Here is a 21,138-nt window from a genome sequence, read left to right as displayed (position 1 = left end):
GCACAGGGGCATGGTGCTTTCAGTCGCCAGTGATTCCGAGGCAGTAATTTCCCCAGTCCGCCATGAGCGCTGCCCGCTTTTCAAGCATCTTGGTTCGCAGATAAGCGGCTTCAACTTTCCCTGCCACCTTGTGTGCAAGGGACATCTCGATGATGTCCCTTTCATGATTTGTCTTGTCAGCAGCCCAGTCTCGGAACGAACTGCGAAACCCGTGGCAAGTGGCTTCTTCGGCACCAGGAATTCCCCGCAGAACCTTCAAGGAAGACGCGGTAACTATTGGCCTGTTCGCCCTGCCGGGGAAGATGTGGGGCTCCCCGCAATTGGGCACCCTTTTCAGAAGCGCAATGGCTTCTTCGCTTAACGGAACTTCGTGCGCTTTCTTGCTCTTTGTTCGGCTGGACGGCACTGTCCACAGCTTCGCCTGCCAATCAATTTCTTCCCATTTTGCGCCTGTTGCTTCACCAGGCCGGGTGGCTGTCAGTACCTGAAGCTGTAGCGCGAGGGCTGAGAGCTCTCTTCGCTGCTCGAGCTTCTTCATGAATCCAGGCACCTCTGAGTACGGTAGGGCAGGGCGGTGCTCGACATTCTTGAGTGGCTCGGGTGCAGGTAAGAGGTGCTGCAGATTGCCTTTCCATCTCGCCGGGTTGTCGCCTGAACGAAGCTTGTTCACGCTAGCCCAATCCAGAACTCGCTCAATGCGCCCACGCAATCTCGTCGCTGTCTCTGTCTTTCTTTCCCAGATTTCATAAAGAGCACGATAGACATGATTGGTATCGACTTCGGACACGGGAAGCTTAAGAATTGCGCTGCAGTAGGTCTCAATGGTCGACTGCCACTGGTCTGCGTGCTTTGCGTTTCGCCATGAGGGCCTGTTGGCGGCAATGAATCGTGTGGCGCACTCACCAAAGGTCATCATTCTTCCTTGCTCAGCCTTCGCTCGCTCTCGGGCGTCCCTCTTGAAGGCAATAGGGTCGATGTCCTGCCGGAGTTGTGAACGACAGTTGGCGGCAAGTTCCCGGGCCTCAGCAAGCTTGACATCCGGGTAAGGGCCCAGTCCTTTGTCGCGTTGCTTCCCCGTTGTTCTGTCTCGATAACGGAACACCCAAGTCTTCCGCCCATCCAACTTCACAAGCAGATAGAGTCCCCCTCCATCACCGTGTCTGCCCGGGGTTGCCTTGCCGATGAATGGGACCGTGAGCTTCATATGTGTTCCCTACTTTGTTCCCAACATTGTAGGGACATCTTGATTTGCTGGCCAGCGAAGGCGAACCAATTTATTTGAAATAAGACATTGAATTTATGTGTTTTTTCTGGATGGGTGAGCTGCTCAGACTTTAAACATAAATTTTGTTCGTCTGCCACTCTCTCCGCCAATCGCTCAAAAAAGCCCCTGGAAACAGGGGCTTTTTTTTGCATCCAGCATGCGCGATTTTCTACGAACCCAGCATTGCACCTCGGACTGGATCCATAGAGCGCGGCGACCGATGCGGAAGCGACCGGCCTTGATCTCGCCATAGGTGAAGGTCGTGCTCATGCCGGTCATCTGGCGCACGAGATAGGCAAGCGCAGCTTTTCCCGTTTGCCATCGCGGTTGTGATTCGGCCATCACCGGGGGCGATCCTCTTGCGTCTCAAGATTTGGAGCCGCCGGCCGATAACGGCTCAACCCCGTCTAGAAATGGTGCCTCAGAATGAGGGAAAGCAGCGACGTACTCTGGGTGGCAGGTGCACTAGCTATCCCTTTGGCATTGTTCACCTGGTGGCTGTCGGTCAAGTCCGGTCTGAATTTCGAAGTGATCTTGACGGCGTTGGTGAGAGTGCTCGGAGTGCTGGTGCTCTATGGGTTGGCATCGTGGCTCGCCAGCTCATTGGGGTATAGCAATCCGTGGCAATTCCTTGTCCCGGGGCTGTGGTTTGCATCGTGGCCGGCGTTGATTGCCAAAGGCACCAGCGCTCCGGAATTCTTCGTACTGCGAGGCGCAGACCCTGCGTTGGACTGGTGGGCGACGCCCGCATTCTTGTGGGGGATGCTGGCGGCCCTGGTAGTCGGAGCGAGTTGGCTCTACATCAAGGCCAACCGCTACCGGTAGACCTCCACATGATCACGCGTTGCGGAATCTGGGCGTGATTGAATTGCACCATGTGCCATTCCGCCCAGATCACCGCCGCGTATCCGAGGCTGGACCCGGTGACCGGCGCCACGTCGTCATTGCAGGCGTTTGCCGCGCTCTAACCACTCCGCCGTACCAGCATACGCTGGCGGCGCAGACGCAGTTAAATTATCAGTGGGCAAAATGGACTCGCCTTGTCCGTAGGAGCCTCGCTAATCTTCGCGGACCGTTGGCGGTCCCGCCGAGAACACGGTCGCGCAGTCCGACATGACGGGTTTCATGCTTTTGCCGGCCACGTCCACCATGTGGAAGCAGGCACTGAACACACGCGCCTGTGCTTCACCCTTCTTGCCCGGCGTGCCGGGTGTGCGCCCCCATATCTCCATCTGGTAGCGCTTGCCCGGCCGCAGCGCGGGGGCGGACGCCGCGCCCTCGCCGTAGGTGAGGCACTGGCTGGGTGGCAGCTCGGGTTCGGTTGTCCCTTCGCGCAGAAAATCGTGTTCCCACAGCGGGATGCCACCGGTGCCCACTTCCATCACTGACACGCCGGTGACAAGGGGAGCATTGGCGCGCGTTTCATGGGTATCGGGCACGCCGAAGCAGGGCACGCCATCACGGTCCTGTATCGTCGCCTGCTGGTACCGGCCGGCTGGCGATGAACCGATGGCCATCATGGGCAGCAGCAGGCCCAGCAAGGTCAGCGGCAGTCTCGTCATGGCGTCGTCCTCAAAGAGGCATCCGCTACTTGCCGGCTGGCTGCGCAGATCGTAATGCGGAAGAGGACGCCGTTGCGCAGTCCGAAACGACAGGCTTCACCGCGCCTTTGCCGGCGACGTCCTCAACATGGAAGCAGGCGTTGAAGACGCGCTTCTGCGCCTCGCCCTCCCTGCCTGGTGCGCCGGGTGTGTAACCCGAGAGAACCACCTGGTAATACTTGCCCACCCCCAGTGCCGGGGCGGCTGTCTTGCCTGCGCCATACGTCAAGCACTGGTCTGGAGGCATCGCAGGTTCGGGAGCCCCTTCGCGCAGGAAAATGCGCTGCCATACAGGCTGATTTCCTTTACCCACTTCCGTTACTGTCACGCCGGCGATGAGCGGCGGGGCGTCACGCGTTTCACGCGTGTCGGGCACACCAAAACAGAGTGTGCCTTCTCTCTCCTGGATCGTTGCGCGCTGATAGGTTCCTCGCGGCTGCGAGCAACTGGCCATCATCGGCAGCAGCAGACCCAGCAGACCAAACAGGGCTACCGGCAATCGCACGCGCATCATCGGGTCGTCCTCGGCAGGTTGTCCTTGCTGCTGCGGTCGGCAAGGAACTGGGAGAGGGCGCGTTCCAGCTGCGCGCCGATATCAGCTGTCGCGCGATAACGGACATTGTTCATGCGCCACTGGGAGTCACGGAAGGTGACCAGGAAGTAATCTGCCAGCATATTGCCCTGTGCCTCCATGTTGTACTCATGGAACAGGCGCGTTTCGTCGAGCAGATAGTCGTAGCTCATGTTCGGCCGGGGCGCCCGTACCAGTTTGACGTTGTAGCCGAGCTGATACTGCCAGACGTGGGTCATCTCGTGGATGAAGAACTGCTGGAAATCGATGTCGTCGGCGGAGTAATCCTCCCGATAGATACCCTTCGGGAAATACATCTGCCCGTTGGGCGTCACGGCAGTGTCCTTGTCCTGGAAGCCGAAGAACATCCAGTAGCCGTGGTTATGGACCTTCACGGTGCTGTAGTCGACTGCATCGCCGAACACCAGGCGTGCCATTTCGATCTCGCCGGCGGTCATGGCGCGTTCGTGGCCAGGCGCTCTTACCGGTACCACGGAGGTGCCCATGCCCTCGGCGGTGGTCACCACACCGTCCACATCGAACACTTCTGCTTCGTCGGTGCTGGCCGGTGCCGTGCGCGCACAGCAGCCGGTCGGCTGTGTCGGCGGGCGCAGTTCGGCACGCACGATGGCCTGGCTCTGCGCGGTCGATACCCGCGCCGTCTCGCCCTGCGCATTGGTGGTGCCGGAAAGGGTCTGCCCATCGGCCAGATGCAGCGTGTACGGCACCTCGGCCAACGGTGCGCCCTGCACGCCGAGAAAACGGATGGCCTGATCGAACGCGGTGGGCAGTGCGCGCGCCAGCTGTGCGGCCGTGCTGGCGACCGCGGCCGCCTTGCCGGCACCGCCTGCGGCCCCGCCGCCACCACCACCCCCGCCGCCCCCCGTGACATGCACCACGGCCTGTTGGCTGGACAACACCCGGCAGCCGCAGGCCAGCGCGCTGCCGTGCAACGCCACCGGCTGGCCGTCCACCATCAAGGTGGCATCGCCTTCAACAATTGGAAAGACGCCTTTATGCAGGGTAGGGCAGGTCGCCTTGTCGCTGACCCGCGCGACGCCGATGCCGCCGATGTCGGTTTCACTTGAGGCCGTGATGACCCGTCCGCCGCTGGAGGTCGGGTCCCCCATCACAATCCAGTTCCGTCCCATGGTTCGCTTCCATTGCAGACCAGGGCTCCATGATGCGCCGGTTCAGGTCGGGTTGGCTGAATAGGCGGCGAGGCCGATGGCGGGGCCGCTGTGTGTCGCGACCCGCCGTGGTGCTGCGGGTTCTGGATCAACGCAGGCGCGCCTCGGTCAGCGGCGTCGAGTGAAGGCGGTCACAAGTTGATGTTTCACTCGCGGCGCTCTGTCGCGTGCTGCGCCAAATGCCGCATCTGCCTCTTTTCCAGAGGCCGCGCAGGGCAAACGATGGCCGCGCCAAGGCACCCGCCCTGGCCGGGATTGGCGTCCCGAACTTACATGACGCGCGGCGTCGCGGTTGTAGTGGAAACTGCAATCGCGACAATGCATCACTCTGCCAGTTCATGGCGGATGGTGCGTGGGGATCATTGATCCGCCGGCTTCCTGCGGCATGTATCCGGCACGCCAACCCGCACCGTCCGCCACCTTGCCTTTGCGGGTGGCCCACCTGTGAGGTTGCCGCCATGCCTGATCTGCGCCCCGACTATCCCCGCCTGCACGCCCTGCTCGGCGATGCGCTGCGTGATCTTCCCAACACCCTTGCTGAAAAGATGGAAGACGCCCTCAGCGATGCCGCCGCGTCCTCGCCGCCGTCCGCGTTCTTCACCCATCTGCTGGGCCATGGCAGGAACCTGCGCGCGGATGGCCAGCCCTGGACCGAAACCCGCCTTAGCCCGGGGCGCGCGTTCGATCTGGCCCTGGCGACCCGATGCGCATCCGGCATCACCGCGCTGACGGCAGTGCTGCAGGCATCCCACGTGGCCCGGGAAAACGACGATCCCGACGGTTATCCCTCGGCGGCGCTGGTCCATGGCATGTTCGATGCCTGCCATGCGCTGTCGCTGCAGATCGAGCGCTGCCTCGTTCCCTGAGCCGCCTGTTGTCCCTCACGCCTCGTTTGCATTTCCGCCGTCCGCCATTGCTAAGGTCGCTGCGCACCCCGAACAGGAACCTGCAATGACCCGGATGTCCTCGCTCACGCTGCTCGCACTCTGCCTCGCCCCCACGCTGGCCTGCGCCCAGTCCGATCGCGAGGTGGCCGAACACATGGTCACCCGCGCCGCCAATGTCTGCCCCGGCCACAGCGCCGAGCGCACCACGCCCACGGTGAAGAAGGTCCCGGTCGGCGCGCTGCGGGTGATGCTCGATCGTGGCCTGGTGATGTGCCCGGACCGGCGCCTGGACGCCAGCGCGCCGGCCGTGTTCTACGGCCGGGTAGGTGTGTTCGGCTGGAACCCGGACGTTCCAGCGGCAGCGACCGTGGTCATCGGCCAGATCGACGCGATGACGCGCAAGGACGAGTACCCGGTGGAAACCCTGGTGTGGGATGCCCAGGGCAGGGCGCTGAGCCAGCAGACCGTGCCGGCCTTCGAGCCGCGCCCTGGCGCCGCGGTGCTGTACAAGGTCCGCTAGGGCGCCATCGGAGGCGCGGTGTCCGGCACCAGCGTGAACCGGTAGCGGTTCTCGTAAAGCTTCACTTCCAGCTGCGTCCGGCCGCGCCGTTCGAGGGTGTACAGCTTGCCGGCCCAGGGGCTGCCCAGGGCCGTGATCGGATTGATGTTGCCCAGCCGGCTGGCGTCCAGATGCACCACGACGCGGTCGTCCAGGTACGCCACCTTCACCGTGCTGAAGAACGTGGCGTACTGGCCGCTGGTCATCGCGGCATAGCCGGACAGCTCCGGGTGCGCCACCAGAAAGGCGAACTGCGTGCTGAAGTCGATACCGGAAAGATCCGGCGCGCGGTACTGCGATTGCCGGGCCCACGCAGCGTCGGTGCTGTCCAGCGCATCGGCGGAGGTGATGGGGAAGAACTGGAGATCCATGTAACCGGGGCCGTTGCCATCGACGCGGGCCTGCCCGCCTTCCACCGAAGCCGACGAGACCAGGTTCGGGTAGGCCAGCGCCGGCAGCCCGCTGACACGGAACTCGCTGTGCGCCTGCACCTCCTGCGGTGGGTTGAAGAACTCGCCGACCTTCTCGCTCTGGCAGGCCGAGAGCAGGGCCAGCAGGGCCAGCGGCAACGCGCGTCCGAGCGCGGAACGGGGGTGGATCATGCGATGTGCCTCATCCTTGGGGGACGACAGTAGACCACGCTCTGCGGCAGCGGCAACGGTCCGACGCGTTGCGCTGCCTGTTCAGGCATGTATTTGCGGGGCTGCGTGCACAAGCCCGACGCGTGGATATGCTAGCGTTGAGACGTTCCACCGTTGGCCTGGATGCCTGATGAACTACGCTGAATGGATTCGCGAACAGCACGCTCGCAGTGTGGCGGCCGAGCAGATCGCCGAGGCCGCGCTGGACGGGCCGGCACTGTGTGCTGGCGACAGCGAAAGCCTTGCGCCGCTGCTGCGGGGAGTGAGCCAGCTGCTGGCGGTGCCGGTGGCCGATGTGCAGATTGTCGGCTCGGCCCGCTTCGGCTTTTCGCTGCGCGATGGCGCGGCTTTCGATCCCGCGTTTTCCGATCTGGATCTGGCCATCGTCAACGCCGGGTTGTATCAGCGGTGCTCGGCGCCGACGGCGGCGTCGGCCGATGCCGCCCGCTTCCCGGAGCGTGATTTCCCCGCCGACGAGCGCATCGCAGTGCGCAAGGCATTCGATGCGCTTTCACTTTCAGTGGCCGACCGCTTCGCCTACGTCTCGGTCGCGGTGTTCCCGGACCAGGCCGCGCTGGTGCGCGCACAGGCAGGGCGCATCCGTGCCTATCTGGGCGTTGCGGGCCCGGCGCCCGCTGCCCGGCCGGCCGGTGCCGCGCCCGCCGGCGCCGAGGAAACCCCCTTCCAGCACATCGTGGATGCGGGCCTGCCGCAGTACCTGCTGCCCATCGCTGCCAGTACACCGGGCAATGCCTCACCCTGGCTGGCCGACCGTGCGGCCTTCGAGCGCGCGTTCGGCGGCAGCAGCCTGCGCCGGGTGCGGCTGGCGGCGCTGGGGCGCGCACTCGCCGACCTGGCGCAGGTGGTGCAGGTGCACTGCTGTCTGGTGGGCGGCAGCTTCGTGGACGTCTCCAATGCCGTGCCGAACGATCTGGACATCGTGGTGTTCTACAGTGCGCGGGCAGACGTCCGCTTCGAGCCGGGGCGTGCGCTGCAGCGGCTGACCCGCAAATTCCTGCTTGAGCACATCGACATGCGCTTCGTGCCGTGCGACGCCGAGCCGTGGCTGATGGTCAAGCTGACCTCGTACTTCACCCAGTTGTATCAATCGCGTCGGCCGGGCACGGACGTGCGCGAACATGGCCTGGTGCTGTTGCTGCCGGGTACCGGGACGGGGCAGTGATGACCGCACGCTTGGCCACCACACCCACAGGTGCCCCCGTTGCCACGGAACGGGTGCTGATGCCGCTGCCGCCGCCGCCGCCGTCCCCGGCGCTGGCAGAGCGGCTGCAGGCGTGCAACCTCAGGCTGCCCGCACTGCTGCCCTGTGCGCAGCCCTGCGAAACGCTGTGGTCCCATCGCGGGCATCCGCGGCTGCGGGCGGCGGTGCAGCAGCTGCGCCATCCGCTGTCGGCGCACATGCAGATGCCGGCGTTCGATCTGGCTGCGCTGGCTGCGGCGGAGGCGGCCGAGGCCGACGTCTATCGGCAGTGGCACCGCACCGTGCAGGGGCCGCTGTCGATGGCCGATGTGCAGCGCTTCGTCTCGCTCAGCACGGGCGGTGACGGCGCGCTGCGCAGCGGGCCGGTATGGATCCGCGCCCGTGATGGGCGCGCGCAGCTGCCGATGGTGCCGGCCCTGCAGGGGGCCGCGCGTTGGGACGAGCTGCTGCAGCAACGGGCCGCGCCCGATCCGGCTGAGGGCCTGCGGTCTGCGGTGCAGCTGCTGGCGCTGGCCAACAATGCGCATGCCTTTGCCGACGGCAATGGCCGGCTGGGGCGCGCGCTGTTCAATTTCTGCCTGCACCGCGCCGGGCTTCCGCAGGCCTGCTTCATCCCGCTGAAGGTGCTGACGGTGCTGTCCCGTGGCGGCTACGAAGTGCGCCTGCGCGAGGCGGAACTGTACGGTCGCTGGGAAGGGCTGTACGCCTGGCACTGCGCGGCAATCGAGTTGTATGCATGGCTGGGACAGCAGCCGGCCATGCCCGACCGGAACGAGGATGTCTGATGTTCAACAAGCGCTATTGGCGGGTGCAGTCTGAAGTGAGCGAGTGCGGGCTGGCATGCCTGGCGATCTGCTCGTCCATGCTGGGCGCGGATCTGGAAATGAGCGAGCTGCGGCGCAAGTACCACAACTCCCAGCGCGGTGTGGACCTGAACCAGCTGATCGCGCTGGCCAGCGCGCTGGACATGCAGTGCCGGCCGGTGCGCTGCGAGCCCAGCGATCTGCAGCACCTGGGCACGCCGGCCATCCTGCACTGGAAGCTCAATCATTTCGTGGTGCTGGAGAAGGTCTCGCGCGGCCGCTACCACATCATCGACCCGGCCCATGGCTCGCTGTCCTTCAGCGAAGCGGAGCTTTCCCAGGCCTTCACCGGCATCGCGGTGGAGGTCAGTTCCTCGCCCAGCTTCCGGCCGCGCAAGCAGCGTTCGCCGCTCAACATCTGGTCGATGATCCGCTTCAAGGGCGGCGTCGGCACCGCGCTGTTCCATACGCTGGTCTATACGCTGCTGCTGCAGGGCTTCGTGCTGTTGTCACCGTTCTTCATGCAGCTGGCGGTGGACGAAGGTGTGCTGCGCGGCGACCGCGGCTTCCTGATGGCGCTCGCGCTGGGGTTCGGTGCGGTGGCCGTGTTCAACAGCCTGGCCGAGGCGCTGCGCGGGGTCACGCTGCAGCGGGCGTCGGCGTTGATGGGCTGGGACATGAGCCGGCGCCTGTTCCATCATCTGGTCAGCCTGCCGCTGACCTGGTTCCATCGACGCCGTCTGGCCGATGCGCTGTCGCGGATGGAGTCGATCGACCCGATCCGCCAGCTGATCGCCAACGGGCTCATCGGCGCACTGCTGGACGGTGTGCTGGCGCTGGGCATCATCGTGCTGATGTTCGTCTACTCGCCGCTGATGAGTCTGGTCGCACTGACTGCGCTGGGGCTGTACGTACTGATGCGGGTGGCCGCCATCCCGATGTCGATGAAGATGGGCATGGCCAGTCTGCAGGCGAACATCGCCGAGCGCGGTACGCGCATCGAAACGCTGCGCGCGATGCAGTCGATCAAGACCATGGGCGGCGAGTTCTCGCGCGAATCGATCTGGGCCAACAAGTACGCCGATCTGGTGCGTGCTTCGTTGAACAGCGCCAACCTGCAGATTGGCATCGGCGCGGGGCGCACCCTGCTTGATGGCCTCAGCCTGGTGGCCATCGTCTACATCGGCGCCCAGGCGGTACTGGCCAACACGCTGACAGTAGGCGCGCTGTATGCCTTCGTGGCCTACCGGCAGCAGCTGAGCAACCGGCTGACCACGCTGGTGGACCAGTGCATCGCCTGGCGCCTGACCGAGCTGCATTCGGACCGCATTGCCGATATTGCCCTCAGTCCCAGCGAAGAAGGCTTCAGCAAGGATCCTTCGGCGTCGGACAGCATGGAAGGGCACATCCAGCTGCGTTCGGTGTACTTCCAGTACTCGGCACAGGAAGCGCCGGCGCTGAAGGACATCAACCTGGCCATTGCGCCGGGCGAGTTCGTGGCCATCACCGGCCCGTCCGGCTGTGGCAAGAGCACGCTGGTGAAAGTGCTGACCGGGCTGTACCCGCCCAGCGCCGGCGAGCTGCTCTATGACGGGCTGAACATCGCCAGCTGGGGGCCGCGCGTGGTCCGTCAGCGGATGGGCGTGGTGATGCAGGATGATGAGCTGCTGACCGGTTCGATCGTGGAGAACGTGACCTTCTTCGCCGAGCGCCCGGACATCGCGCTGGTCTGGCAGTGCCTGGAAATGGCGGCAGTGAAGGAGGATGTGCAGCGCATGCCGATGCAGCTGGAAACGCTGGTGGGCGACATGGGCTCGACCCTCTCCGGCGGCCAGAAGCAGCGCCTGCTGCTGGCCCGCGCGCTGTACCGCAAGCCCAGCATCCTGGTGCTGGATGAGGCCACCGCGAACCTGGACGTGGCGCGCGAGAGCCGCATCTACCAGGCGCTGGCGCAGCTGGATATCACCCGCATCCTGATCACCCACCGACCCGACACCATGCGCCTGGCCGACCGTCTGGTGCGCATCGACCAGGGCAGGGTGGTGGGCGATACCCGCAAGCCCACCGCAGCGGCGCCCACAGCAGCGCCGACCGTCAACCTCATTCCTGCCGTCGTTTCGCCGCCAGCAGTGGCTCCAGCAGCCAGTCCAGCAGCGAACGCTTCTCCAGAACCAGACAGGCTTTGAGACGTGCTACAGCCAGGAATGAAACCACGCCGATGCGGGCATCCAACCAGAATTACCGGGCGCCCAGCGCCCGACAATCGCCATCCTTCACTGCACGGTGGGGCGCATATCCTAGCGTGCGGCGCGATAGAAGCTGAGCAGGCACTCGTCGCGGGATCCATCGGTAGTGAAGTGCAGGACAGTCCCATTGGAACGAAGCTCGTAAGCAGATTCCCTGCTCACTCGTTCAGCGGCTGCATTGTGCGGGTTCGGCGGATACATGAACTGCTCAAGCGCGTATTTTTCCTTCAAGGACGCAGCGGGATAGCAATGACCCTGTTCCAGCTTGGCATAGAAGAAACTGATTCCCTGCACCAGGCGCGGATGGATCCTGAATTCGGTATGGGCGATCCGGTAACCATCGCGGGTCTCGATCGGGCTTGACCTGAAAACGACGGGGTCGGTATTGCTGTTGCCCTGCTGCATGAATTCACGTGCGCCCATGCTTCGGAAGAAATCGAAGCCCAGCGGCCAAGGGGCATCGGCAAGCTTCTGAATCACGTCTTCAAGTGAATTCTCGTTGCTGTCCTTTCCTCGGGCGCCGTCTTCAGCAGATGCCTGGAATGCGAGTGACAGGGTCAAAGACAACAGAGGCAGCAGGAGATGCTTCCGGGAGAGATTGAGGTTCATCGTTCCTGTTCCTGGAGACGGCCGCCAAGTCGCCACATGGAAGCCACCTCATCGCCAGCTCTGCGCGGAGCGTCGGCATTGCGGTTCCGCGACGGCGCCGACCGTCAACCTCATTCCTGCCGTCGTTTCGCCGCCAGCAGTGGCTCCAGCAGCCAGTCCAGCAGCGAACGCTTCTCCAGAACCAGATCGGCTTTGAGGCGCATGCCCGGGGTCAGTGCCAGCGCCTTGCCATAGGCCTGCATCTGCTGGTCGTCCAGCGCGGCCAGCAGGCGGTACTGGCTTTCCACGGCCTGCAGATCGGCGGGCAGTTCGTCCGGTGCGGTCGGTGAGCGCGCGATCTTGACGATCCGGGCGCGGCCGACGCCGAACTTCTGGTAGGGGAAGGCGTCGTACATCAGCCGCACGTCGGTGCCGACATTGACGAAGGCGATGGCCGAGGAGGGCACCCACAGCTCGGCGAACAGCTGCGAGCCTTCCGGCATCATCACCCCGAGCGTGCGCCCGGCGGTGACCGTGGCGCCCGGCTTGGCCTGCAGCCAGGTGACCTGCCCGGCGGACTGCGCCACCAGATTGAACTGCGTGCCCAGCTTGTAGTTGATCGCCTTCTCGCGTGCGCCCAGCAGTTCGGACAGCGCGGTGGCGCGGTTGGCGTCACGCTCGGCCTTGAGGCGGCCCAGCTCATGCCGCATCTGCTCGTGCTCCTGTTCCAGCTGGGCAATGCGCGTCTGCACTTCGGCCACCGATTGGCGCACGTTCAGTACCCGCACCTCCGCGTCGCGGTACTGCAGTTCGGATACCAGCTTGTCCGCGCGCAGGCGGCCCAGGTCGTGCACGGTCTTCTCGGCGATGGCCTGCTGTTGCTGGTACAGCGTGACGTTGTCACGCAGTACCGAAAGCTGGCGGGTGGTGCCCAGCATGCGCTCGCGGATGCCGGCCTCCTGGCTTTCCAGGGATGCTTCGGTGGCGCGTTCGCGATCGACCGAAGCCTGGGTGAGGCGCTCGGCCATGCCGGACAGGGTGGCACCGGTGCTTTCGCCGGTGTCGATCACCGAATCCACCGAGACGCTGACGATGGGGTCGCCCTGGCGGACCTTCGCGCCTTCCTCCACATGCACGTTGCTGACGATGCCCGAGCGCTGGCTGATGATCGGCAACAGGCCGCGCGAGGGGACCAGCGCACCGGATACGGTTTCCTTGCGCGGGAACGAGGTGGTCACCAGGAACAGTACCGCCAGGCCCAGCAGCGCAACCACGAAGCCGGTGGCCAGCCACATGCCGACACCGGGGGCCTGCACCGGGGAGCCGAAGCGCTGCGTGGCGGCCTCGATCGCTTCGTTGCGGAACAGCGGAATCACATCCGCCGTCTCATCCTTTCTGGCTGGTTCCATGTGGCCTGCGGTGCCGCGTCGTTGCGGAGAGTGGGATGGGTAGGGACATCATCGCGCGGTTCGGGGCGCAAGGCAGCCATGGCCACCGGCCACGTCCACGTAGTAGTCGTAATCGTCGCGCAGGCCGAAACCCACCCGCCAGGAGATCGGGAACACGTTGGCCGGTTGGTCGGAGACCTGGGTCTGCAGGGTGACCGTGCGGCCATTGAACGTGACCGGTGCGGTGGCTTCGGCATAGCGGACCGGTTGCAGGCCGTGCATCGTCCAGCGGCGTCGCTGCACCAGGCTGGCCTGTGGGTAGGTGGACAGGTTCACGCCGGAGGCTTCCAGTGCGACATCGGTGCCGGTGTCGAGCAGGACGAGCTCGTCGCGCTTGCCGATGCGCATCGGCAGGCGCAGCGAGTACTGGCCGCCCCACAGTGCAGAGGTGGTTGCCAGGGGTTGCCGGCAGGTATCGGCAGGCAGTGCCTTCAGCAGCTCCAGCTCGGTGGGCCGCAGCACCAGCGGACCCAGCCGGTACAGCAGGTCTAGGCCGATGATGTTGAACTCGATCTGGTCGGTGACCGTGAAGGCGACGTTGCTGAAGTGCAGATCGCCCAGCTGCACATCGACCGGAGCGGCCAGGCCGATCGCCACGGTCTGCCCGGGCCGCGAATTGTCGGTGGCGAAGTTGTCGGTCACCGCCAGGCCCATCGCCTGTGCGGCCTTGCGGCTGATATGCGAACGGGTGGCGCCGGTGTCGATGATGAAATCGGAGTCGATGTCGCGCTGCTTTCCATCCTGGCCGCCCCGGATCTTGCCGCGGATGACAGGAACACCAGCCTTGGCCGACAGCGGCAGGCGGGTTCCGGCAGGCGGCGGTGCGGCCAGCGTGGCCGATCGCGGCCATTGGCTGAAGGACTCGAACGCGGGGGCGGTGATGGCGCGTACTTCCTCGCCTGCACGCAGCGACGGCGCGACATGCTGCTGATAGAGCGCGCGGACCTTCTGCATGTCGGCGGCCCAGCCGGCGATGTCGCCTTCCAGCAGACGGTTGCCGGCACGCAGGCTCCGGCACAGGTACATGACCCCCTGGCTCTTTTCGGCCACCACGGCAGCGTCGGCGATACAGGTGTCGGCCCAGCGATTGGACTGGGCGATTTCGCCACGCGTGCGGTGGTAGCCGGCACGTGCGGCCAGCCGTGCCGTGGTATTGGATTTGCCGATCCGCTCCAGGGCCGCGCTGTTGCCCTGCATCACCGCCACGGTGATGCCATGGCTGTCTTCAGCGACCACATCGCGGGCCCCGGCGGGGGCGGCCACGCCCAGCGCGATCACTGCGGACATCAGGAATTTCATTGCCTCAGCTCCTCTGTGACACGTATCGGCCGCCCGGTCTCCCGGGCGGCCGATGTTCCGGTGTAGCGTCAGAACCCGCTGATGACCAGGTTGAACTGGCCGGTGAACGAGTTGGTGTTCGGATCGAACGTCAGGCCGATGTTGAACGACACACCGTTACCGAAGTCCTGGTTGAAGCTGGCGTTGTAGTTGCTCACATTGAAGTGATCGGTGGTCAGACCGAGGGTGTAGGTCTGGCCTGCATACTGGAAGCTGCCGTTACCGGCCAGGCCCCAGTTGCCATTGGTCAGATTCAGGTTCTCGGTCAGGTTGAAGGTCAGGTTGTAGTCCTGCAAGACCCATGTCTGGGTCGCGCTGGCTACACCGTTGCCATCAATGCTGGCGTTGGAACTGAAGGTGGTCTCGCCACCGCCGTCGCCACCACCACCGCCGCCACCACCACCGCCACCGCCGCCATCGCCCGGATCCCACGGATCGGTCCAGTCCGGCGGATCCGGGTTGGGACCCCAGTCGTCCGGCGGGGTCACATCGACCGGCGGCAGATCGGTGGTATCCACCTGCGCGCCACCGGAGACCAGTGCACGTTCTTCGGGGGAGAGATCACGAATTCCACTTGCAGACATCTCACAACTCCTTGTTTGTCCGATGCTGAGTACGGATGCGTCGTTGCCGCCTTCATGCGGCACTCCGACATTTATCACACGAAGTGGACAGTGCTCTGTCAGAAAAATCTGATTCGGACAGAAGGGTGATAAACGACAAAAATGAACGCGCCCTGCGCTTGCTTTCGTTAAGCGGCCGCTTGCTGCGACACGCTAGCCCCCACCGCAGGAACTCAGGCAGCGGTCGCGTATTTCCCCGCACTTGATGTCCGGAAGGCGATTCCGGCAGAAATCCACGCTCGCCTGGCATGATCGACGAAGATCCCTGTCCTGGATTTCTTCGCAGTTGCCACCCCATTGGGATGCCGAGCCCAGGCAGCCGCTATTGCTTCCGGCGGAATGACAGCTGGCATAGTGGTCCCGACACTGGTCCATGCATTGGCGTGCAGCCGTGGTTTCACGAGCCCCCTGCGCCAGATAGGCGTCGCCATGGCTGCTGCAGGATGCCATTGCAACGACAGCCACGAATACGAGTAGTTTGCTCTGCACTGCAGCAGACCCTTTCAATTGACCGTATCAGGCTCCTCATCATCAGCCGGCCGATTCCATTTGGCCTGAGTGGCTGTGCTGATGCGGAGATTCAAACAGGATGCGATATCACTGTGCCGACTGGGTGGACCCCGAAGACATCAGGCAGGCCTTGTTTGTGATGAAATCCAGATAGATGGAGACCTTGCGCAGGCTGCCGCCGCCCAGCACATAGCGCGTCTTGCTTGGATGGTTTCCAGTGGATGTGCTGATCTGCAATTCTGCAGAGCCGTCCAAGGTCTGCACAACGGCTTCGCGCGCGACCGATGCTCTTCGCTGCTGTCCTTGTACGCCTTGAACAACACTGTGTTGAACTGAACCTGGTGGCAGAGCCACACCGATTGGCAGGGCTTCCATCAACTCGCCACTGTTACCAGTATCCAGCATTGCTTCCTGGCGCTTGCCGTCAACAGTAATGAACAACCTTGGGACGGTCTGCGTACCGCTCAGGTCTGCCGCCGAGAACATCGGGGCGTCGCAGGCCGGAGCGGCAGATCCCTCCGCGAGCACCTGCAGGCCATCCTTGCCGATCAGGACTCGGCCGAGACGAGATAGAACATCGAGGCCAAGAAGGTTCGCAGGAATGCGTTCGCTGACGGATACCAATGGCTGCGAGATGATCAAGGGACCAAACTGGAGGGTCTGTGGCTGGGCGATCCTGCTGCGCTGTTGTGAGTCGCCCAGCACGCCGGAAAGCGTGAATCCCTCCATGAGCGGGGGCGCAGTTATCGCCGCGGGATGCACTATGGTCAGTGCCGAGCCTGTGTCGACCAAGACCTCAACAGTCTTACCGTCAATCTGCAGTTGCGCCATGTTGGGATAAGCGACACGGCCGCCGTCATGATCCTGGCTGGACGCTACCGTAACCGTTCCTGTGTGCATGGCGATGCGTCCTTTGCCAGATGAATCGACTTTGGGAGCGGGCCGACCGGCCATCGCGGCGTAGTCTGGAATGCGGGTGAATACATCGACGTTTCCCAATGTTTTGCCCCGCTTCTCCGCAGCGGCCCGAACGCGCTCCCGCGCCTGCATCGACAGGCGTGCCCATGCAGGCAGGTCACCCGCTACCACCTCGACGCCAGCTCGCAGTGCTCCGCAGACAGTCAGCCCGGCCAGATGCGTAGTCTGCTGCGCCATCTGGATACATTCATCTGACGCTTCGCGGGCTCCAGGAACGTCCAGCAGAACGCGGCGTTCGGCGGCCCTGGCCATCTTCTTTACGACGGTATTGGTTGCATTGACCTGCAGCTGCCGTAGTGCAGCGACATCACCTTGAGCCAGCGCTTGGCTGACCGGCGTGGGGTCGTTGAATATCTGCGTGACGCGGGTTGTCTCAGCGGCACCAGCACAGGATGAAACGAGCAGCAATGCAAGTAAAAGGGGACGCATGGGACTCCAGATGGATGCCGCGTCCGCGAACGCGGCATCCCAAGAGGGATCAAGGACTCTTGTTGTAGAGGAACTGGGCTTCGCCCTTTATGTCGTTGTCCGCTGAGTTGTAGATCAGGTTGATCTGAAAGCCGAAGCCTGCGCCGATATCCCAGTAGTAACCACCATTGACGGTGGAGGTCCAGGAACCTTCGTTCAGCTGCCACTTGAGAAGACTGCCATCGTTGCCGACGAAATCCAATGTGCCCTTGCCGTCCTTGAAGGTGCCGTCGGTGTTGAACTTCAGCTCGGTGCTGACCGTCCACTGGCCGAATTCATTGGGAATCGGGTAGGTCAACACCGCTTTGTTGAAGCCCGGCTCGCCATTCTCGCCCGGCGTGTAGGTCAGCTTGCTTTCAAAAGGCTTGACATCGATGAAGGTGAAGTCTGGCTGTCCATCGCCGTCACCACCGCCGTCGCCACCACCTCCATCACCGCCGCCACCGCCACCGCCGCCGCCGCCATCTCCCGGATCCCACGGATCGGGCCAGTCCGGCGGATCCGGGTTGGGACCCCAGTCGTCCGGTGGGGTCACATCGACCGGCGGCAGATCGGTGGTGTCCACCTGCGCGCCACCGGAGACCAGTGCACGTTCTTCGGGGGAGAGATCACGAACTCCACTTGCAGACATCTCACAACTCCTTGTTTGTCCGATGCAGATTACGGATGCGTCGTTGCCGCCTTCATGCGGCCCTCGGACATTTATCACACGAAGTGGACAGTGCTCTGTCAGAAAAGTCTGATTTGGACGGAAGGGTGATAGACGACAAAAATGAACGCGCATCGCACTTGCGCCACGACGATTCTTCATCTTGAAGTAATGCGAATGTGCTATTTGACCTTCACGCAGTTGCTGCGCTAAACACCACACCTCACGCTCGAAGCAAGGAGTTGCACGCATGCAGGAAAATGGAATTCGCGAGCTGTCGTTGGAAGAGCTCGCGCTGGTTTCTGGCGGTGCGCAGATGGACACCACCGATCTGCCTCCGGTGGATGCGTTGCCGCCCGATGACGGCGGCTGGCCGGATATCGATCCGCCAGACTGGACCGATCCGTGGGACCCGGGCGATGGCGGCGGTGGTGGCGGCGGTGGCGGTGGCGAAGCGCCGCCGAGCGCGTATGAGCAGGTCGATGGACAGGCTGACACCATCGCGCGTGAGGTGGAGGCACTGATCAAGGCCGATCCGGGTTATCAGAGCCAGGAGCTGGGCACGGTGATCTACCGCGACGCAGTGACCGGTGAAATCAAGACCAGCCCACTGGCGCGCGGTGATGCCAGCAATCCCGGGGCCATCAGCTATCCGCTGCTGGAGTGGGGCATCTCGCCGGGCCAGGTGGTGGGCATCATCCATTCCCATCCGGCCGGGGTCTTCCCGTCGGAGACGCATGAGGTCAACAAGTACCCGTCCGACAACCGCACCGTTGGCGGCGTGGCCTATGAGGGCGGGGACTGGGGTGTGGCCGATCTGCTGCGCGACAACGGCATGAATGCCGAAGAGTTCCGCTACTACATCATCGGGCCCGATGGTGTGACCCGTGAGTATGATTTCAACGACCGCGATGCGGAAACGCTGGGTACGACGCTATGAAGATAGAGGCCGCATGGGCGGTGGCCGTTCTGGCGGTGGGCGCAGCAGCCTGTGCGCCGGTGGCGCGTGCCGATTCGCCAGGGCTGGCGGTGCTGCGCAGCGAAGATGGGCTGCCTGCGAACCGCTACACCTCGCAGCACCAGATGAGTTGTGGCAGCCGCGTGTTCGAGCTCGTGGTGGAATCGCCGGGTCCGGTCAGGTTGACTGGCCTGAAGGTGGATGGCGTCGCGGTTCCTGCCGCGCAGCTGCAGGCCATCAATGCACAGGTACCGGAGCGCTCCTGGTTCCAGGGCATCGCCTCGTCCTGCACGTCGGCCCGCCAGTCGCTGACCCTTCAGCTGTCATCGCCGCAGGGGGCGGTGACCATCCCGCTTTCGTTCAAGGATGGCGTGCTGGTGCCGGCGGCACCCGCCCGGTAACGCAGGTGCTGCAGGCTGCCGGCCCCTGCGCGGGGCCGGCAGCACGACCGCCCGTCAGAAGCGGTAGGCCGCCTGCACGTACACCCGGCGCGGTTCCCCGGGGAAGTGCCCGTTGCGCGCGATGAAGCCGCTGGCCGCATACACCTTGTCGAACAGGTTCTTGACGTTGGCCTGGAACTGCCACTGCTTCCACGTCGTCTTCCAGCTCATGTCGAACACGGTGTAGGCCTTCACGCTCTGCCCGTCCAGGCTGATGCGCTCGCCGACATGGTCGGCACCGAAACCAATGGCCGAGTTCAGCGCAGGCAGGTCGTAACGCGTCCACAGGCCGAGCGTGTTGCGCGGTGCATTGGCGAAGCGGTCTCCGGAGGCATTGGTGATGCCGTTCGGGCCAGCATCCTTCACCCGTGCGTCGTTGTACGCGTAGGTGAGGTTCACCACCCAGCGATCGGTCACATCGGCCAGCAGATCGAGTTCCATGCCGGTGCTGCGCACCAGGCCCAGCGCGGCGAGCTGGTTCACGCCTGCGATCACTTCGCCGGTGGCCTGCACGATGTTGCTGCGGTCGATGCGGTAGGCCGCCATGTTCAGGGTGACACGCTCGGCCAGCAGCGACTTCATGCCTATCTCCCACTGTTTGCTGCGTTCAGCGTCGAACGGGCCGCCGGCAGCACGGTCCTGGTTGGCCGCGCTCTGTGGCACGAATCCGCTGGCCACGTTCGCATACAGGTTCAGCCCCTCGCGCACGGTGAAAGTGCTGCCCAGCCGCCAGCTGAGGTCGTGCCCATCCACGCTGCTGCCGCCGAGGCGATCCTCGTCCTTGAAGCCATCCCAGCGCAGGCCGGCCAGCACATGCCAGCGCGTGCCCAGCGCAAGTTCGTCCTGCAGGTAGCCGCCGTAGCGGGTGCTGCGCGTGGAGGTGCTGCGCCAGGGCAGGGTAGTCAGAGCGTAGTCGTGCCAGGTGCTGGCGCCATACACTGGATTGAACAGGTCGATGCCACGCACCGGTCCCGCACCGCGCGCGAGGTCGGCACTGTTGGCGGTCTGCGCGGTGAAGTCGGCATCGAGCTGGTACACGTCAGCGCCGAACAGCACTTTATGCTCGATGCGGCCGGTACTGACCCGCCACACGGCATTGCCGTTGACAGTAAACGCCTCGTTGTCGCGGATCTGGTTGCGCAGCTGGCGCGTCATCCACTCGGCCACGCCATCGCGATCGCGGTCGATCAACCCCATCGGCTCGTGATACATCTGGTGCTCGTTGTTGGTGAACCAGCGCGCGGCGAAATCCACATCCACATTCGAGGCCGGCGCGAAGCGATACTGCGCCAGGGCGACCTTCGCGCGCATGTCGAGGAAGTCGCTGGCCTCGTTGTGGTTCCAGCGGCGATCGGTCAGGAACGTACCTGCGTCATTCACCGGTACACCCCGCAGGCGGTTGCCGCCCAGGTTCTGGGTGATGTCGGTGAACTGCAGGGTCAGCTCGCCGGTATCGCCCACATCGAAGGCCAACGATGCATCGCCGATCACGCTTTCGCTGTCGGTGTTCCAGCGCACGCCCTGCTCGGTGTCGCCGTACAGACCGGCGCGGTAGCGCACGTGGCCGGCCGCATCCAGGGGGCCGGTGGCCTCGACCGAGCCGGCGCGGAAATCCTCGTTGCCCAGCTGGACTTCGATGCGGCGCTCAGCCGTGGCCTGCGGTTTGCGGGTCACATAATTGATGACGCCGCCGGCATCACCACCGCCATACAGTGCGCCGGCCGGACCCTTCAGCACCTCCACCCGCTCGATGTTGAACAGCTGGGGCACCGCGAAGCCCGCATACGGGTCGCCGCGCAGGCCGTCATAGAGCACGTTTTCCTGCCGGAAGCCACGCAGGGTCACGCCCGCATAGCTGAAGAAGCTGATGCCGCTGATGCTGCGGTACAGGTCGGTCACCTGGCGCGCAGCCTGGTCGTCGATCAACTCGCGCGGCACCACCTGCACCGATTGCGGCACCAGCTCCAGCGGGGTATCGGTGCGGGTGCCAACCGCGGCGTCGTCAACCCGGTACAGCGTCTGAGCACGGCCACGCACTTCGACCTTGTCGAGCTGGGTGGTCGCGGTGGTGGGTGGGGTCGCCTGTGCCAGGGGTGCCAGGGGCAGGGCGAGGGCCGCGCACAGCGCGCGGCGGCGGAGCGGGAATAGGGTCAT

Annotated in this window: 21 protein-coding genes; 8 read left to right on the top strand and 13 right to left on the bottom strand. The window is 64.2% G+C overall.

What is annotated here, in order from left to right; all coding sequences use genetic code 11:
* Positions 1-19: 19 nt before the first annotated feature.
* Together ACZLIF_RS12990 and ACZLIF_RS12985 are read right to left on the bottom strand one after the other, a co-directional pair.
* Positions 20-1,204 carry a tyrosine-type recombinase/integrase gene (locus ACZLIF_RS12990; RefSeq protein WP_128989619.1) on the bottom strand — a complete coding sequence of 395 codons (1,185 nt, stop codon included), beginning with the start codon at positions 1,202-1,204 and terminating at the stop codon, positions 20-22.
* Between the two features lie 174 nt (positions 1,205-1,378).
* On the bottom strand, positions 1,379-1,606 hold the full coding sequence (locus ACZLIF_RS12985; RefSeq protein WP_081284464.1) for a hypothetical protein: 228 nt from the start codon (positions 1,604-1,606) through the stop codon (positions 1,379-1,381).
* Between the two features lie 84 nt (positions 1,607-1,690).
* On the opposite strand from ACZLIF_RS12985, the gene ACZLIF_RS12980 reads away from it, so the two are divergent.
* A complete protein-coding gene (locus tag ACZLIF_RS12980) occupies positions 1,691-2,089 on the top strand; it encodes a hypothetical protein (protein ID WP_065183054.1) in 399 nt (132 codons plus the stop codon).
* Between the two features lie 233 nt (positions 2,090-2,322).
* Here the strand turns inward: ACZLIF_RS12980 and ACZLIF_RS12975 are convergent, their stop codons facing one another.
* From ACZLIF_RS12975 to ACZLIF_RS12965, 3 genes are read right to left on the bottom strand one after another with little or no spacing between them, the layout of a single operon-like run.
* Positions 2,323-2,826 carry a hypothetical protein gene (locus ACZLIF_RS12975; RefSeq protein ID WP_128989617.1) on the bottom strand — a complete coding sequence of 168 codons (504 nt, stop codon included), beginning with the start codon at positions 2,824-2,826 and terminating at the stop codon, positions 2,323-2,325.
* A 25-nt stretch (positions 2,827-2,851) separates the two neighbouring features.
* Positions 2,852-3,379 (bottom strand): hypothetical protein, encoded by a 528-nt coding sequence (locus ACZLIF_RS12970; protein ID WP_128989615.1) that lies wholly within the window; start codon positions 3,377-3,379, stop codon positions 2,852-2,854.
* On the bottom strand, positions 3,376-4,566 hold the full coding sequence (locus ACZLIF_RS12965) for a PAAR domain-containing protein (RefSeq protein WP_478462024.1): 1,191 nt from the start codon (positions 4,564-4,566) through the stop codon (positions 3,376-3,378). The genes ACZLIF_RS12970 and ACZLIF_RS12965 overlap by 4 nt, the downstream gene beginning before the upstream one ends.
* A gap of 518 nt (positions 4,567-5,084) precedes the next feature.
* Between ACZLIF_RS12965 and ACZLIF_RS12960 the strand changes: the two genes are divergently transcribed.
* Positions 5,085-5,492, top strand: a complete 408-nt coding sequence (locus ACZLIF_RS12960; protein ID WP_065183051.1) for a hypothetical protein — start codon at positions 5,085-5,087, stop codon at positions 5,490-5,492.
* A gap of 109 nt (positions 5,493-5,601) precedes the next feature.
* Positions 5,602-6,033, top strand: a complete 432-nt coding sequence (locus tag ACZLIF_RS12955; RefSeq protein WP_180877068.1) for a hypothetical protein — start codon at positions 5,602-5,604, stop codon at positions 6,031-6,033.
* On the opposite strand, the gene ACZLIF_RS12950 is transcribed toward ACZLIF_RS12955, so the two are convergent.
* A complete protein-coding gene (locus ACZLIF_RS12950; protein ID WP_065183049.1) occupies positions 6,030-6,674 on the bottom strand; it encodes a hypothetical protein in 645 nt (214 codons plus the stop codon). The genes ACZLIF_RS12955 and ACZLIF_RS12950 overlap by 4 nt on opposite strands.
* 169 nt (positions 6,675-6,843) lie before the next feature.
* Here ACZLIF_RS12950 and ACZLIF_RS12945 point away from each other — a divergent pair, with 169 nt between their 5' ends.
* Genes ACZLIF_RS12945 through ACZLIF_RS12935 form a run of 3 tightly spaced genes read left to right on the top strand, consistent with a single transcriptional unit; the run spans position 6,844 to position 10,924 of the window.
* Positions 6,844-7,896, top strand: a complete 1,053-nt coding sequence (locus ACZLIF_RS12945; protein WP_128989248.1) for a DUF6932 family protein — start codon at positions 6,844-6,846, stop codon at positions 7,894-7,896.
* Positions 7,896-8,720 carry a Fic family protein gene (locus tag ACZLIF_RS12940; RefSeq protein ID WP_128989246.1) on the top strand — a complete coding sequence of 275 codons (825 nt, stop codon included), beginning with the start codon at positions 7,896-7,898 and terminating at the stop codon, positions 8,718-8,720. The genes ACZLIF_RS12945 and ACZLIF_RS12940 overlap by 1 nt, the downstream gene beginning before the upstream one ends.
* Positions 8,720-10,924, top strand: coding sequence for a peptidase domain-containing ABC transporter (locus ACZLIF_RS12935; RefSeq protein WP_065176244.1), 2,205 nt, complete (start codon positions 8,720-8,722; stop codon positions 10,922-10,924). The genes ACZLIF_RS12940 and ACZLIF_RS12935 overlap by 1 nt, the downstream gene beginning before the upstream one ends.
* 111 nt (positions 10,925-11,035) lie before the next feature.
* On the opposite strand, the gene ACZLIF_RS12930 is transcribed toward ACZLIF_RS12935, so the two are convergent.
* The 6 genes from ACZLIF_RS12930 to ACZLIF_RS12905 all read right to left on the bottom strand — a co-directional run bounded on the left by ACZLIF_RS12930 (position 11,036) and on the right by ACZLIF_RS12905 (position 17,568).
* Complete coding sequence (locus ACZLIF_RS12930; protein WP_128989244.1) at positions 11,036-11,593, bottom strand: hypothetical protein; 558 nt, start codon at positions 11,591-11,593, stop codon at positions 11,036-11,038.
* A gap of 110 nt (positions 11,594-11,703) precedes the next feature.
* Entirely contained in the window at positions 11,704-12,981 is a 1,278-nt protein-coding gene (locus ACZLIF_RS12925) for an HlyD family secretion protein (RefSeq protein ID WP_128989242.1), read from the bottom strand.
* Positions 12,982-13,029: 48 nt separating this feature from the next.
* The gene (locus tag ACZLIF_RS12920) at positions 13,030-14,319 is read right to left on the bottom strand and encodes a retropepsin-like aspartic protease (protein ID WP_128989240.1); all 1,290 of its coding nucleotides are present in this window, start codon (positions 14,317-14,319) and stop codon (positions 13,030-13,032) included.
* A 68-nt stretch (positions 14,320-14,387) separates the two neighbouring features.
* Positions 14,388-14,942 (bottom strand): hypothetical protein, encoded by a 555-nt coding sequence (locus tag ACZLIF_RS12915; protein WP_164972387.1) that lies wholly within the window; start codon positions 14,940-14,942, stop codon positions 14,388-14,390.
* Between the two features lie 636 nt (positions 14,943-15,578).
* Positions 15,579-16,898, bottom strand: a complete 1,320-nt coding sequence (locus ACZLIF_RS12910; RefSeq protein ID WP_081284461.1) for a retropepsin-like aspartic protease — start codon at positions 16,896-16,898, stop codon at positions 15,579-15,581.
* A gap of 49 nt (positions 16,899-16,947) precedes the next feature.
* Positions 16,948-17,568: a hypothetical protein gene (locus ACZLIF_RS12905; protein WP_053517857.1), complete on the bottom strand. Its 621-nt coding sequence runs from the start codon at positions 17,566-17,568 to the stop codon at positions 16,948-16,950.
* Between the two features lie 268 nt (positions 17,569-17,836).
* On the opposite strand from ACZLIF_RS12905, the gene ACZLIF_RS12900 reads away from it, so the two are divergent.
* Both ACZLIF_RS12900 and ACZLIF_RS12895 read left to right on the top strand, forming a co-directional pair.
* A complete protein-coding gene (locus ACZLIF_RS12900) occupies positions 17,837-18,526 on the top strand; it encodes a hypothetical protein (protein WP_065183042.1) in 690 nt (229 codons plus the stop codon).
* Positions 18,523-18,945 (top strand): hypothetical protein, encoded by a 423-nt coding sequence (locus ACZLIF_RS12895; RefSeq protein WP_053517859.1) that lies wholly within the window; start codon positions 18,523-18,525, stop codon positions 18,943-18,945. The genes ACZLIF_RS12900 and ACZLIF_RS12895 overlap by 4 nt, the downstream gene beginning before the upstream one ends.
* 54 nt (positions 18,946-18,999) lie before the next feature.
* Here ACZLIF_RS12895 and ACZLIF_RS12890 read toward each other — a convergent pair whose 3' ends face one another.
* Positions 19,000-21,138 (bottom strand): TonB-dependent siderophore receptor, encoded by a 2,139-nt coding sequence (locus ACZLIF_RS12890; RefSeq protein ID WP_128989236.1) that lies wholly within the window; start codon positions 21,136-21,138, stop codon positions 19,000-19,002.

It is taken from the genome of Stenotrophomonas sp. 2201_Sma, from assembly GCF_056486685.1.
This window is presented reverse-complemented; position numbering and strand designations above follow the sequence as displayed.

What these genes read in the sequence shown, in the direction of transcription:
- ACZLIF_RS12990 (WP_128989619.1), bottom strand. Translation starts at nt 1,204, where the DNA reads ATGAAGCTCACGGTCCCATTCATCGGCAAGGCAACCCCGGGCAGACAC.
- ACZLIF_RS12985 (WP_081284464.1), bottom strand. Translation starts at nt 1,606, where the DNA reads ATGGCCGAATCACAACCGCGATGGCAAACGGGAAAAGCTGCGCTTGCC.
- ACZLIF_RS12980 (WP_065183054.1), top strand. Translation starts at nt 1,691, where the DNA reads ATGAGGGAAAGCAGCGACGTACTCTGGGTGGCAGGTGCACTAGCTATC.
- ACZLIF_RS12975 (WP_128989617.1), bottom strand. Translation starts at nt 2,826, where the DNA reads ATGACGAGACTGCCGCTGACCTTGCTGGGCCTGCTGCTGCCCATGATG.
- ACZLIF_RS12970 (WP_128989615.1), bottom strand. Translation starts at nt 3,379, where the DNA reads ATGATGCGCGTGCGATTGCCGGTAGCCCTGTTTGGTCTGCTGGGTCTG.
- ACZLIF_RS12965 (WP_478462024.1), bottom strand. Translation starts at nt 4,566, where the DNA reads ATGGGGGACCCGACCTCCAGCGGCGGACGGGTCATCACGGCCTCAAGT.
- ACZLIF_RS12960 (WP_065183051.1), top strand. Translation starts at nt 5,085, where the DNA reads ATGCCTGATCTGCGCCCCGACTATCCCCGCCTGCACGCCCTGCTCGGC.
- ACZLIF_RS12950 (WP_065183049.1), bottom strand. Translation starts at nt 6,674, where the DNA reads ATGATCCACCCCCGTTCCGCGCTCGGACGCGCGTTGCCGCTGGCCCTG.
- ACZLIF_RS12945 (WP_128989248.1), top strand. Translation starts at nt 6,844, where the DNA reads ATGAACTACGCTGAATGGATTCGCGAACAGCACGCTCGCAGTGTGGCG.
- ACZLIF_RS12940 (WP_128989246.1), top strand. Translation starts at nt 7,896, where the DNA reads ATGACCGCACGCTTGGCCACCACACCCACAGGTGCCCCCGTTGCCACG.
- ACZLIF_RS12935 (WP_065176244.1), top strand. Translation starts at nt 8,720, where the DNA reads ATGTTCAACAAGCGCTATTGGCGGGTGCAGTCTGAAGTGAGCGAGTGC.
- ACZLIF_RS12930 (WP_128989244.1), bottom strand. Translation starts at nt 11,593, where the DNA reads ATGAACCTCAATCTCTCCCGGAAGCATCTCCTGCTGCCTCTGTTGTCT.
- ACZLIF_RS12925 (WP_128989242.1), bottom strand. Translation starts at nt 12,981, where the DNA reads ATGGAACCAGCCAGAAAGGATGAGACGGCGGATGTGATTCCGCTGTTC.
- ACZLIF_RS12920 (WP_128989240.1), bottom strand. Translation starts at nt 14,319, where the DNA reads ATGAAATTCCTGATGTCCGCAGTGATCGCGCTGGGCGTGGCCGCCCCC.
- ACZLIF_RS12915 (WP_164972387.1), bottom strand. Translation starts at nt 14,942, where the DNA reads ATGTCTGCAAGTGGAATTCGTGATCTCTCCCCCGAAGAACGTGCACTG.
- ACZLIF_RS12910 (WP_081284461.1), bottom strand. Translation starts at nt 16,898, where the DNA reads ATGCGTCCCCTTTTACTTGCATTGCTGCTCGTTTCATCCTGTGCTGGT.
- ACZLIF_RS12905 (WP_053517857.1), bottom strand. Translation starts at nt 17,568, where the DNA reads ATGTCTGCAAGTGGAGTTCGTGATCTCTCCCCCGAAGAACGTGCACTG.
- ACZLIF_RS12900 (WP_065183042.1), top strand. Translation starts at nt 17,837, where the DNA reads ATGCAGGAAAATGGAATTCGCGAGCTGTCGTTGGAAGAGCTCGCGCTG.
- ACZLIF_RS12895 (WP_053517859.1), top strand. Translation starts at nt 18,523, where the DNA reads ATGAAGATAGAGGCCGCATGGGCGGTGGCCGTTCTGGCGGTGGGCGCA.
- ACZLIF_RS12890 (WP_128989236.1), bottom strand. Translation starts at nt 21,138, where the DNA reads ATGACCCTATTCCCGCTCCGCCGCCGCGCGCTGTGCGCGGCCCTCGCC.